Here is a 12,594-nt window from a genome sequence, read left to right on the forward strand (position 1 = left end):
ATAAATAAAAATTAATAATTAATTAACAAATCAAAAATATAATGCAATATTTTTTAATTAAGGATATGCATGAAAAAAATAATCACAATAGGAGTTGTATGTGCTTCAATATTATATGCAGATAATTCTGTAGATATTGGAACACTTGATGTTATTGAAGAGATAAATTCAAAAGTTGTAAAGGACGTAAGTTCAGAAGAGATAAAATCAGCTGATTTAGCTGAATCATTGATGAAAAATATTCCATCAATTAGTATTGTAAGAAGAAGTGGTATTGCAAATGATATTATTTTGAGAGGTCAAAAAAAAGACAATATAAATGTTTTGATAGATGATGCAAAAATTTATGGAGCTTGTCCAAATAGAATGGATCCAACAATTTCACATGTTTTATCAAACAATGTAGATTCAATACAAGTTATTGAAGGTCCTTATGATATTGAAAACTTTGGTACATTAAGTGGAAAGGTTAGTGTTAAAACAAAAGAACCAAAAAAAGGTTTTTCAGGAGAAGTAAATGTAGGTGCTGGAAGTTTTGGATATAGAAAACTTAGTACAACATTAGAAGGAGGAAATGATAAAATTAAATTTTTAATTTCAGCTTCTAAAGAAGAGAGTGACCAATATGAAGATGGCAATGGAAATGATTTTTATGGTCAACAAGTTGAATCTGGAATTGCCTCTTCAACAAGTGAATATTTAGCAGCATATAGAGGGATGAAAGCCTATGAAAAAAAGACTTTACTTGCAAAAACTATATTTAATATTGATGATAGTTCTGAAATAAAAGTCTCTTATACAGCAAATAGAAGTGACAATATTCTTTATCCAACAGGTGGAATGGATGCAGATTATGATAACTCAAATATCTATACATTTGGATATACAAAAAGAGATTTAGGAGAGTATTCAAAAGAGTTAAACTTTGATTATTATTATTCAAATGTTGATCATCCAATGAGTACAAGATATAGAGACTCTGGAAATATGATGTATATGACAAGTTTTATGAAAACATCAATGTGGGGAGCAAAACTCAAAAATAGTATGGATATTTTAAATTCAACTTTGACTTATGGTGTAGACACAAGTATAAGAAATTGGCGAAGTAATAACTATATGACAACAAGAGTTACAGGTGCTATAACTCCAAGTGCTGAATCATTTCCTTCAACTGATACAAAAAATAGAGCTCTATTTTCAAAACTTGAAAAACAAATAGGTGATTTAAAATTAGAATTTGGTTCAAGATATGATAATACAGATATAGAAAATATTAGTAATAAGAAAAATTATAGTGCGATAAGTGCAAATATTTTTGGGACATACTCTTTAGATGAAGATACAAGAATTTTTGCAGGGATTGGAAAGTCTTCAAGAGTTCCTGATGCAAGAGAGTTATATTATAGTGGTATGGGATTTACAGCAAATAAAAATTTGGAAGATACAAAAAATTATGAAGTTGATTTAGGTTTTGAAAAAAATATAGGTGATTTTTTTATAAAAACAAAACTTTTTTATTCAAAACTTGATGATTATATTTATAATATGGGAACATCTTTTGAAAATATAGATGCATATATTTATGGTTTAGATATAAATGGCTCATATTTTATTAACGAAAATCTATCTTTTGATTATGGAGTTGCCTATCAAAGAGGTAAAAAAGATGGAGATTATGCCGATAAAGATTTAGCAGAAGTTACACCATTAAAAGCTAATTTTGCATTAAATTATGAAGTGGGAAAATCAAGACTAACAACAGAAGTTATTGCAGTTGATAGTTGGAGTGATTATGATAGCTCAGCATTAGAACAAGAGTTAGGTGGATATGCATTATTAAATGCTAAGTTCAACCAAAAAGTAAATAAAAATTTAGATATTACTTTAGGAGTTGATAATATTTTAGATAAAACATATAATTCAACAAATACATATAGAGATATTAGTTATGTTGCAGTAGGAAGTGAAAGAACACTTTTTAATGATCCTGGTAGATATGTTTATTTTAATTTAAAATTTACTTTCTAAATAGATTAAAAGAGATTTTCTCTTTTAATCAAACTCCATTCTAACTTGAGTTTGTCCTGTTGTACAAAACTCTTCATCAATATCTTGAGCTAATTGTTTAAAATCAACGCCTTCTATCTCTTTTAGTGTTTTCATTATCTGTTTTTTCCCATTAAGAAGCTCTTTTGATTTTATACCATGGGAAATTGATAAGCTAGCTTCAACAAAAGCAGAGAGTTTATCACACTGTTTTAAAGCTTTCCCATCAACAGGAGAGTATCTATCCATATTAAATTTTGAGATTTCATCTACGAACTGAACCTCTCCATCATAAATTCTATTGGCAAACTCATCTTTTGAGTTTTTATAAACTCCTAAAATATAGCAAAATTCATCTTGAGTAAACTCTGGAATATTTGGCAAAATATCTTCATTTATCTTTTTAATTTCATACTCTGCAATAATATCTGATAAGTCATCAACTGAGTATTTTACAGGAGAGATTATATCCCTAGTTAAAGCTTCAGGTAAGTCATGAAACAAAGATACATAAAAGTTGTTTTCAAGTCTTTTATCACAAGCATTAACTTTTAGGGAATAAAAATATGAAAAAATAGCTACTGTTAACATATGTCCTAATACTGAAGTTTCTGGTATTCTTGGAGTTTGTGCCCATCTTTTCTGAAATCTTAATCTTCCACTTAAGTCAACAACTTTTGCCAATTTTTTATTTAAAGCTATTTTTCTAACACCAATTAGTTCATAATAGTCTTCTAACTCTTCATCAACACTTTTTTTGACACTTTCTATATCAGACAAGAAACTTGATGTCTGATATACAATAGAGAACTCCCATCTTGTAGATAGATATGAAGCAGCTTTTAATATAAATCTCTCTTTTTTATAGATATGTGGATTATTTAGATACTCTTCAAATTTTTGTAAAAATAATCCATTGTCTATATCTTCTAAAGAAGTTTCAAGATTTTTAATAACCCAAGAGTTAATCTCTTTTGCTCTTTTTTGTAGGGCATTTCTAAATACATCTGGTCTAATATCTGTTACAACTACTCTTCTTAAAAATTCAAAAATCCCAGCTTCTATTAAATGTTTATAATTTACATCATCTTCAAACTTTGCTATAAAGTATGCAATAATAAATTTATGGGCTTGTTTATCAAGTTCAACAAGCTCAACCATTCTTGGATAATCATTCCATCTTTGAATAGAAGCAGAAGAGAATATATAGTCAATAATTTTTGGATTAATCATTATTTTTATCACTTTTTATTTCATTAGGAAAGAAGATCATTTTTTTACCTAACATCATTAATGCAACAACAGTAAAAACAACTAAATATGCTACGAAATCTTCACTCATTTTAACTCTTTTTTTTTCTTTTGATTATTTCATAATATTGATAAATAGGCGCTTAGAAGATTTTTGTTTATTTTCTTTTATTTTTGATGCAAATTGAAAAAATAAGGAGTATAATTTCAAAAAAATTCAACATTAAGGAAAAATTAAAAATGTCAACACTAACAATTGGCAACCACATTTTAAAACATTTTGATTTGAAAGCAAGAGATGTAATGACTGCGTATCTTAAACAGATAAATGTAGATCTAAGTGATTATACATTCGCAGGAAATTATATCTGGTTATCAACGGCAACTGGATTTTATGCAATCGTAAATGATACATTCTGTCTTTTCATTTTAAATTCAGGTGAGTTGTCAATGCTTTTACCTCCATTGGGTAAAAAAGAGAATACTTATAAAGCAATTTTAGAGTGCTTTGAGATTATGAATGACCATAACAGTAATAGAAATTACTCTAAAATCGAATATGTACATGAAAATATTCTAGAAGGATTTGTTGATTATCTAGAAGAGGGTACTTTAATCTATGAGATGTTAAAAGATTTCATTATCGAGAAAAAGTTAGTTGACTATATTTATAAGGTAGAAGACCTAATAGATTTAAAAGGTGACTCTTATAAATCAAAAAGAAATGAGATAAATAAATTCAAAAAAATTTATCCTGAACATAGAATAGAAGTTTTAGATAAAGAGAAACATGGAATAGGGGTTCTAAATCTATTTAATAAATGGGTTAAAGATAGAACAACTTATATGCCAAAAGAGGAAGTTGAAGTCTTTTTAGATGGTATATATTTTGAGAGATTTGCAATTAAAAGATTGATAAATGATTATGAAAATCTTGATGTTGTAGGACTTGTTATCTATATAAATGATGAGATAAAAGGTTTTACAGTTGGTGAGAGAATTAACGAATCAACTGCAAGTGTTATTATTGAAAAAACAGATTTTGAAATACTTGGTTGTGCACAATTTATTTTCAGGGAATTTACAAAAATTCTAAAAGATAAATATGATGTTGAGTATGTTAACGTTGGTGATGATATGGGATTTGAAAACTTGAAAAAAGTTAAAATGTCATATAGACCAAATAAATTAGTTCCAAAATATACAATATACCAAAAATGAAAATCGAAAAAGCAACAAAGAGTGATGTAAAAACACTCTTTGAAATTGAAAAAAATGTCTTTTTAGGTGATATTATGGCTTTAGATTTAAGCTCATTTTATTATCATGTAAAAAAAAACAATCTATATAAAGTAGTTATTGAAAACAAAATTGCAGGGTATATTTTGTGGTTAAATAGAAAACATTTTTATAGATTGTACTCTTTGGCAATTTTAGATGAGTTTAGAGGTTTGGGTATCGCATCAAAACTTTTAGAGTTTAGTTTAGAAAAACTAAAAGACAAAAATATGCAGCTTGAAGTTAGAAAATCTAATTTTAAAGCTATAAAATTGTATGAGAAGTTTGGTTTTAAAGTAGCAAAAGAGCTTAGAGATTATTATGAAGATGAAGATGGGCTTTTAATGAGATTGGAAAGATAATCTTTCCAACTCTTAAACTCTACAGCTTCCAAAAAGATTGTTTATCTTTTCAACTCTGCCTTCATGTCTTCCACCTTCAAAAGAGGCTTTATCCCATGCATCAACAATAGCTTCAACCATACCATATCCAGAAACTCTCTCCCCAAGACATAATACATTTGCATCATTGTGTTCTCTTGCCATTTTTGCAGAGTATTCATTGTGACAAAGGGCTGCTCTAATTCCATCAAATTTATTTGCTGCCATAGACATACCAATGCCTGAACCACAGATTAAAATTCCTTTGCTTCCCTCATTTGCAAGAACCTCTTTACAAACTTTTGCAGCAAAATCTGGATAATCAACTCTATCTTTTGAAAAAGGACCCATATCAACTACTTCATGACCTCTTTTTTCAAACAACTCTTTTACATAAGCTTTAATATCAATACCTGCGTGATCAGCACCAATAAAGTATTTCATTAATATATTCCCTTTTCATGATTTATTTCTAATTTTTTACCTTCCATATATTTTTCAATGCTGCTAACACTTCTAAAGACTCTATCCCATCTAATCTCTTTGTCTTCACTCCAAGAGAAGTAGATAAACCAAGGTTTTCCTACAATATATTTGTATTCAACTGTTCCCCAAAATCTTGAATCATTTGAGTGATCTCTATTATCACCCATCATAAAAAATTCACCTTGTGGTATTTGTATTGGAAGCATATCAAAAAGTTGATATGGTTGAAGCCCATCTTTAGTAACTGCTGGATCATTATGAATTCCAGGATGATCTTTTCTATATGGATCAACAATAAAAAGTTTTCCACTAATTTCCACTACTTGTTGATCTTTATAGTTCTCTTTTACAAACTCATTACCTTCACTTGGGTGTAGTAATAGATGTTTGTCTTTAAGAGCAATAATATCTCCACCTGTTGCTACACATCTTTTCACATAATGAATTGCATCATTTCCTGGATATCTGAAAACAACAATATCACCTCTTTGAGGTTTATCTCCATCTATTAAGTGACCATTTCCTTTTAAATCGGGGAATACTGGTATTTCAAGCCAAGGAATTCTTGGAACAGGAACTCCATAAGAGAATTTTTTTACAAAAAGCATATCACCAATTAAAAGAGTGTTTTTCATACTTCCACTTGGTATTACAAAAGCTTGTGCAACAAAAAATATAATAGCTAAAACTATTATAACAGTTCCTGTCCATGAACTAGACCATCTATAAATTTTTCCTAACATTTAACTACTTTCTTTTATCTCTAAGCTTTGCAGCTTTAATTGTATTTTTTAGAAGCATTGCAATGGTCATTGGTCCAACTCCACCTGGAACAGGAGTGATATAAGAGCATTTATTTTTGCACCCTTCAAAGTCTGCATCTCCAACAAGTTTTCCATTTTCTAATCTATTTATACCAACATCAATAAGCGTTGCACCTTCACTTATCATATCAGGAGTTACAAGGTTTACTCTTCCTGCTGCAACAATAATAATGTCAGCTCTTAATGTATGGGCTTTTAAATCTTTTGTTTTTGAGTTACACACTTCAACCGTAGCTTTTGCATTGATTAAAAGTGAAGCCATAGGTTTTCCAACAATATCAGAAGAACCAATTACACACACATTTTTTCCTACTAAATCTATATTATACTCTTGGAACATTCTCATTACTCCAAAAGGGGTTGCAGGTAAAAATGCATCTAAGTTTGACACCATTCTTCCTACATTATAAGGATGGAATCCATCTACATCTTTTAGTGGATTGATTGCTTCTAAGACAGTAGTTGTGTCAATATGTTTTGGTAGCGGCAGTTGAACTAAAATACCATCCAATTTAGAGTCGTTATTCATCTTTTCTATTAAACTTAAAAGTTCCTCTTGTGTTGTAGAAGAGGGTCTTGTGTGTACTTCTGAATAGATACCTGCATTTTCGCAAGCTTTGTGTTTGCTATTTACATAAGTTGCACTAGCTGCATCATCACCAACTAAAACAACAGCTAATCCAGGAGTGATTTGTTTAGTTTTTTGAAGTTCTTCAACTTCAACTTTCACCTCTTCTTTAATCTTTGCTGATAGAGCTTTACCATCAAGTATTGTCATGCTTATTAGCCTCATATATATTTAATTTTAGGGTGCTATAATATCCAAAAAAGTTTTACACAAAGGTTAAGATTGAAACTTACACTTTTATTGTTTCTTTTCCCACTTTTTCTCTTTTGTAAAGAGGACGATAACTCTTTTATTACTAAATTTGAATATGGTGCTATGCTTTATGAAAATCCAAGGGGAATAGGGTGCGTCAAATGTCATGAAAAGGGAGATAAAGATGTTCTTATTGCCCAATATAGTGAGTTTGACAAAAAAAGTAAAGGAATGAAAATGAAATCAATTATTGCACCAGCTATAAACAGGGTAAGTTTTCAACTCTTTATAGATAAGATGACAGCAGATAAAACTGACTCTAAAATTATGCCCACATACTTTTTAACAGATGAAGAACTAAAATCTCTATATTATTACATTAAAAATATAAATAAAAAGTAGCTTAAACAAATTTTAAACTTAAATTAAATATAATCACGCTCTTAATTTTAAAACAAAGGAAAGTTATGTTAGAGGGTATCAAAAGAGATAGTATGACAAAACAAGAGACTAAATCTTTAAGAAGAGATGGTTACTTAATTGCTAATATCTATGGTAAAGGTTTAGAAAACGTTAATGCTGCATTTAAAAGAAATGACTTCATTAAATATTTAAAAAATAAAGCTTCAGTTGCATTTGATGTAAATGTTAGCGGAAATGTATTAAAAGTAGTAGTTCAAGAGTATCAAAAAGATCCAGTTACATCTGATTTATTACACGTTGATTTAATGGTTGCACAACCAGGTGTTAGAACTTCTTATAAAGTTCCTGTAACAGTTGAAGGTACACCAAAAGGTTTAAAAAACAAAGGTCTTTTCATTTTCCATAAGAAAAGAATTCCAGTAAAATGTACAATTGAAAACTTACCAACATCTTTCCATTTACAAATTGCTGACCTTGATACAGGTGACTCTATTTTAATTAGAGATATTTCTATGCCAGAAGGTGTTGATTGTTTCTTAGACCCAAGAGTACCAGTTGTGGGTGTAATTAAAGCTAAGTAATTTAATTAAAAATGTACTTAATCGTTGGCCTTGGTAATATAGGGGAAAAATACCAGTTAACAAGGCATAACGTAGGTTTTTTAATCATCGATGAGATGATTAAAGGCCAAAACTCTTCAAATATAAACAAATCAAATTTCAAAGCAGATGTTTACAAAGTAGGTTATAATCTATTTGCAAAACCAAAAACTTATATGAATCTTTCAGGTGAAGCTGTAATTGGAATAAAAGAGTATTATAAAATTGATATTGAAAATATTATTGTAATTCATGATGATTTGGATTTACCATTTGGAACTGTAAAGTTTAAAATAGGTGGTGGGCATTGTGGTCATAATGGTTTAAGATCAATTGATTCACACATAGGAAAAGAGTATATAAGGGTTAGAGTAGGTATTGGAAAGCCTCTTAATAAAGAAGATGTTTCAAACTATGTATTATCAAACTTTTCAAAAGAAGAATTAAATAAATTAGAAGGTATAATCACCCATACAATTTCTGCAATTGATGCCCTCAAAGGTGGTGAATCAATAAACGAAGTTAAATCAAAATTTACGTTGAAATAAGATGAGCATCCTAACAAAATATATATTAAAAAAATATTTTTTACACTTTTTTATTGTTCTTATGTCTCTAGAACTCTTTTTTGTGGGGATGGATTTTCTTCAAAATTCAGGAAAACTTCCTAGTTCTGCAAACTTACAACTACTATATTTAATGTATAATGGATTTTTTACTCTTACATTAACTTTGCCTTTGTCTCTTGTTTTTGGATGGATTTTAACTCTGGTTATTTTTGTAAGAAACAATGAGTTAGTAGCTTTTACCTCTTTAGGAGCAAAACGATTTAATATCTATTTCCCTATTATTGTTATCTCTTTAATCCTTATAATTTTGCAAATAGCAATTCAGATGACACCAATGGCATACTCTTATGAACAGAAAAAAAAGATACTTGACGGAAACTATTTTACAAATACAAAATCTGATATATTTTTAAAATACAATGATAATTTTGTCTACTTTAAAAGACTTATTCCTTTGAAAAAACAAGCAGAGGGAATTCATATTTATAAAGTTAAAGATGATGATATAGTTGAGACAATTATTGCAAAAAAGGCATATTTTCAAAATGATAAGTGGTATGTTCTTGATGTAAAAGTTGTTAAAAAACCAGAATTTATGAATTTTGAAACCTCTAAGCTTGAAGTTAGACATGAAAAATTTTTAGTTACCTTAGATGGATTTAAACCTAAAATTTTGGATAACGTATATGAAGATAAATCAAATTTTTCAGTTCTTGATGCAATCTCTGCTCTTTCACTTTTATCAAAGCAGGATATAAATACAGATAAAATTAGAGCAGCTATATATTATGATATATTTATGCCATTTTTTATAATACCTCTTATTATGTTGATTTTTATTTTTACTTCATATAATAGAAGATTTTTTAATATGGGGACTTTTACCTCATTTTCTATTTTCACTACATTAGTAGTTTGGGGAGTCTTTTTTATGCTTCACAAATTCTCAAATAGTGGAGTAATAAAACCCGAATTTTCACTTTTACTGCCAATGTTTCTTTGGTTTGTATTATCACTATTTATCTATAAAAGGAAGAGTAGAAATTAATGGCAAAAATAGAAGCTTATGGAATAGTTCTTTATAAGATTGAAAAAGGCAAAACAAAGATTTTATTATGTAAATCAGTAAAGAGTAGAGAGAAGTGGGGCTGTTTAAAAGGGGTTAAAACTTTTGGTGAAAACTCAAGAGAGTGTGCAAAAAGAGAGTTTCTTGAAGAGTGTTCAATTAAGGTAGAGACTTTCTTTTTTGAAGAGTATTTTGAACAAAGAAATGACAAAAAAAATATTGGTGTTTGGATTGTTGATGCAAACAAAATATCTAAGATTGATGAATATTTTGTTGAGGATAAACTTTTAGAAAAATATCTCTCTTGGGAAAACTCAAAAGCTAAATTTTTTGATATTGATAATTTGCCACCAATAAAAACAAAACAGATATTTTTAATAAAAAAGATTACGGATTTTTTGCGAAATAAGAGTCAATTCCATTAGCAATTCCAACTGCTAAAGCCTCTTGATATTTTTTATTAAATAATCTTTTACCCTCTTTTGGGTGAGTAATATAACCAATCTCAATTAAAACTGAAGGCATTTGTGCTCCAACTAGAACCCAAAAAGGACCCTCTCTAACACCACCATCTTCAACATCTTTATGAAGTAATCTTGTTTCATAAAGCATATTTCTCTGAATATCAATTGATAGTTTATGGGATGCTGTTATTCTTGGTCTATTAAGTGACTCTAAAAATGCTTTTTGTGTTGAACCACTCATATTGCTTATATCAGACTGATTTTCCAAAGCCGCAACTCTTTTTGCTCTTTCACTTCTTGCAGGGCTTAAGAAGAAAGTTTCAATCCCTTGAAGTTCTTTTATTTTTGATTTATGTGCTGCATTTGCATGGATAGAGACGAAAATATCTGCATGTTTATCATTTGCTAATACTGTTCTATTTCTAACTTTTATAAATCTATCACTATTTCTAGTAAGATAGACTTTATATCCTCTCTCTTTTAAAACAGACTCTAGATATTTTGTTACATTAAATACAGTATATTTCTCATACATTTTATCTTCACTACCAATGGCACCAGAGTCTTTTCCACCATGTCCTGCATCTAAAACTACAACTCTATTAAGACCTGGCTTATACACTTTTACAGCCTTTGAAATAGTAGCTTTATTTTTCTTTTTGTTTAAATCTAAAACCTTTAAAACAACTCTATTTCTATTTATAAAATAGATTGTTTTCAAATTTGTTTTATCTTCAAATAGGATCTCTAAAGTTTTTGAATCTTTCTGTTTTATAACTATTTGATCAACACCATTTATAGAGAGTTTAGTTGGATAAGCATCTTTAAAATTACCTTTTAGTTGGTAAATGTCTTGGAAAGTGTTTGAAGTTTTATCCTCTTTGAAATCAACAAAATCTTTTGTAATTGAGTCATAAAAATCGATAATAATCATATTATCTCTTGATACAACTGCTTTTATAGTATATTTTGAAGAGTCAGCATTATCATCTACTTTAGGTTTTTTTATATTATCTATTTTTTTTACATTTTCAATTTCATTTAGTTTAATTATCTTTGGTCTCTCTTTAGATACAGCTTGACCATCATATTTTTTTAACTCTTTTTCATATTTTGAGACATCTCTTTTAAGTTGTTTTCCAGTAGAGATTAATATTTTAAGATTTTTGATTTCAAGATTTTTATCATCATTTAATACAGCTTTTAGATAACCCATTCTAGCATGATTATAGCTATTTTCTAGGTTATCAACTGCAAAGAGTGATAGGTGTAATAAAAGAGTTAGAAGAATAAACTTTTTTAAAATTTTATTCTCCTTTTGTAAGTTTTTCCATTAATTCATGAACTGAGATAAGTTTATCTAGTCTATATCCATTTGAACCAGAGAAGAACAATCCCGTATCTAAATCACCTTTATAAGCTGCCCCTAATCTATCTGCAATACAGTAGCCTACAATTTTTGCTTCACGTCCTCTATTACAAGGTGCCACACAGTTTGATACACATGCAACTTTAGGAGCTGTTCCATCTTCCATTGATTCCTGAAGCTTAGTCATAACTCCTCTAGCTGGAAGACCAACAGGAGATTTCATAAGTTGAATATCTTCCTCTTTTGCATCAATAAGAACTTTTTTGAACTGTGCATCTGCATCACACTCAAAAGTTCCAATAAATCTTGTAGCCATTTGAACACCAGAACAACCCATTGCTAAAAATTTGTCAATATCATTTTTGTCCCAGATTCCACCAGCAGCTATTATTGGTAAATCTCCCCAATTTTTAGATTCTTCTATAACTTCTGGTACAATATTTTCTAATTGGTACTCCTCTTGGAAACATTGCTCATAAGTAAAACCTTGATGTCCTCCTGATTTTGGACCTTCAACAATTACTGCATCAGGAAGTTTATTATATCTTTTCCATTTTTTACAAATTAGTTTTAAAGCTCTTGCACTTGAAACTATTGGGATTAAAGCAACGTCAGGGAAATCTTTTGTAAATTCTGGCATATTTGTAGGAAGTCCAGCTCCTGTAATAATCATATTTATACCAGCTTCACAAGCATCTTTTACTACTCTTCCATAGTCATTTATTGCATACAAAACATTACAAGCAAGTGGAGCATCACCACAAATTTTTCTTGCATTATCTATTATTGCAGTTAGTGCTTCTTTTGAGTAGAAGTTGATTACATCAACGGGTTTATTTTTTCTAGTTTTGATATTAAAATCTTCAGTTTTATAATATCCTGTTCCCACAGCAGAAATAACTCCTAGTCCCCCTTCAAGACTAACAGTTCCAGCTAATTTGTCCCAACTAATTCCAACTCCCATTCCACCTTGGATAATTGGATGCTTTATTTCATATTTCCCTATTTTCAAACTT

At 29.2% G+C, this 12,594-nt stretch carries 14 protein-coding genes; 8 read left to right on the forward strand and 6 right to left on the reverse strand.

All coding sequences use genetic code 11. The features are described from left to right. Positions 1-69 precede the first annotated feature (69 nt). Entirely contained in the window at positions 70-2,031 is a 1,962-nt protein-coding gene (locus AEBR_RS04340; RefSeq protein ID WP_129087565.1) for a TonB-dependent receptor, read from the forward strand. A 24-nt stretch (positions 2,032-2,055) separates the two neighbouring features. Here the strand turns inward: AEBR_RS04340 and AEBR_RS04345 are convergent, their stop codons facing one another. Then, positions 2,056-3,282, reverse strand: a complete 1,227-nt coding sequence (locus AEBR_RS04345) for an HD domain-containing protein (protein ID WP_129087566.1) — start codon at positions 3,280-3,282, stop codon at positions 2,056-2,058. A gap of 258 nt (positions 3,283-3,540) precedes the next feature. Here AEBR_RS04345 and AEBR_RS04350 point away from each other — a divergent pair, with 258 nt between their 5' ends. Both AEBR_RS04350 and AEBR_RS04355 read left to right on the forward strand, forming a co-directional pair. Beyond that, entirely contained in the window at positions 3,541-4,521 is a 981-nt protein-coding gene (locus tag AEBR_RS04350) for a DUF2156 domain-containing protein (protein ID WP_129087567.1), read from the forward strand. Beyond that, the gene (locus AEBR_RS04355; protein ID WP_129087568.1) at positions 4,518-4,940 is read left to right on the forward strand and encodes a GNAT family N-acetyltransferase; all 423 of its coding nucleotides are present in this window, start codon (positions 4,518-4,520) and stop codon (positions 4,938-4,940) included. The genes AEBR_RS04350 and AEBR_RS04355 overlap by 4 nt, the downstream gene beginning before the upstream one ends. Positions 4,941-4,952: 12 nt before the next feature. On the opposite strand, the gene rpiB is transcribed toward AEBR_RS04355, so the two are convergent. Genes rpiB through folD form a run of 3 tightly spaced genes read right to left on the reverse strand, consistent with a single transcriptional unit; the run spans position 4,953 to position 7,046 of the window. Then, positions 4,953-5,402, reverse strand: a complete 450-nt coding sequence (rpiB, locus tag AEBR_RS04360; RefSeq protein ID WP_129087569.1) for a ribose 5-phosphate isomerase B — start codon at positions 5,400-5,402, stop codon at positions 4,953-4,955. Next, positions 5,402-6,187, reverse strand: coding sequence for a signal peptidase I (lepB, locus tag AEBR_RS04365; protein WP_129087570.1), 786 nt, complete (start codon positions 6,185-6,187; stop codon positions 5,402-5,404). The genes rpiB and lepB overlap by 1 nt, the downstream gene beginning before the upstream one ends. Positions 6,188-6,191: 4 nt before the next feature. Further along, the gene (gene folD, locus AEBR_RS04370) at positions 6,192-7,046 is read right to left on the reverse strand and encodes a bifunctional methylenetetrahydrofolate dehydrogenase/methenyltetrahydrofolate cyclohydrolase FolD (RefSeq protein ID WP_129087571.1); all 855 of its coding nucleotides are present in this window, start codon (positions 7,044-7,046) and stop codon (positions 6,192-6,194) included. Between the two features lie 72 nt (positions 7,047-7,118). Here folD and AEBR_RS04375 point away from each other — a divergent pair, with 72 nt between their 5' ends. The 5 genes from AEBR_RS04375 (at position 7,119) to AEBR_RS04395 (ending at position 10,170) form a co-directional block, all read left to right on the forward strand. Further along, the gene (locus tag AEBR_RS04375) at positions 7,119-7,490 is read left to right on the forward strand and encodes a c-type cytochrome (protein WP_228712185.1); all 372 of its coding nucleotides are present in this window, start codon (positions 7,119-7,121) and stop codon (positions 7,488-7,490) included. 65 nt (positions 7,491-7,555) lie between these two features. Continuing rightward, entirely contained in the window at positions 7,556-8,092 is a 537-nt protein-coding gene (locus AEBR_RS04380; RefSeq protein ID WP_129087572.1) for a 50S ribosomal protein L25/general stress protein Ctc, read from the forward strand. An 11-nt stretch (positions 8,093-8,103) separates the two neighbouring features. Beyond that, the gene (gene pth, locus AEBR_RS04385; RefSeq protein WP_129087573.1) at positions 8,104-8,658 is read left to right on the forward strand and encodes an aminoacyl-tRNA hydrolase; all 555 of its coding nucleotides are present in this window, start codon (positions 8,104-8,106) and stop codon (positions 8,656-8,658) included. A 1-nt stretch (position 8,659) separates the two neighbouring features. Continuing rightward, entirely contained in the window at positions 8,660-9,727 is a 1,068-nt protein-coding gene (locus AEBR_RS04390; protein WP_129087574.1) for an LptF/LptG family permease, read from the forward strand. After that, a complete protein-coding gene (locus AEBR_RS04395; protein ID WP_129087575.1) occupies positions 9,727-10,170 on the forward strand; it encodes an NUDIX hydrolase in 444 nt (147 codons plus the stop codon). The genes AEBR_RS04390 and AEBR_RS04395 overlap by 1 nt, the downstream gene beginning before the upstream one ends. On the opposite strand, the gene AEBR_RS04400 is transcribed toward AEBR_RS04395, so the two are convergent. Beyond that, positions 10,133-11,425: an N-acetylmuramoyl-L-alanine amidase family protein gene (locus tag AEBR_RS04400; protein ID WP_129087576.1), complete on the reverse strand. Its 1,293-nt coding sequence runs from the start codon at positions 11,423-11,425 to the stop codon at positions 10,133-10,135. The genes AEBR_RS04395 and AEBR_RS04400 overlap by 38 nt on opposite strands. A gap of 91 nt (positions 11,426-11,516) precedes the next feature. Continuing rightward, positions 11,517-12,590, reverse strand: coding sequence for a nitronate monooxygenase (locus AEBR_RS04405; protein ID WP_128981775.1), 1,074 nt, complete (start codon positions 12,588-12,590; stop codon positions 11,517-11,519). Positions 12,591-12,594: the final 4 nt, after the last annotated feature.

This window comes from Halarcobacter ebronensis (assembly GCF_013201825.1).
Taxonomy (GTDB): domain Bacteria; phylum Campylobacterota; class Campylobacteria; order Campylobacterales; family Arcobacteraceae; genus Halarcobacter; species Halarcobacter ebronensis.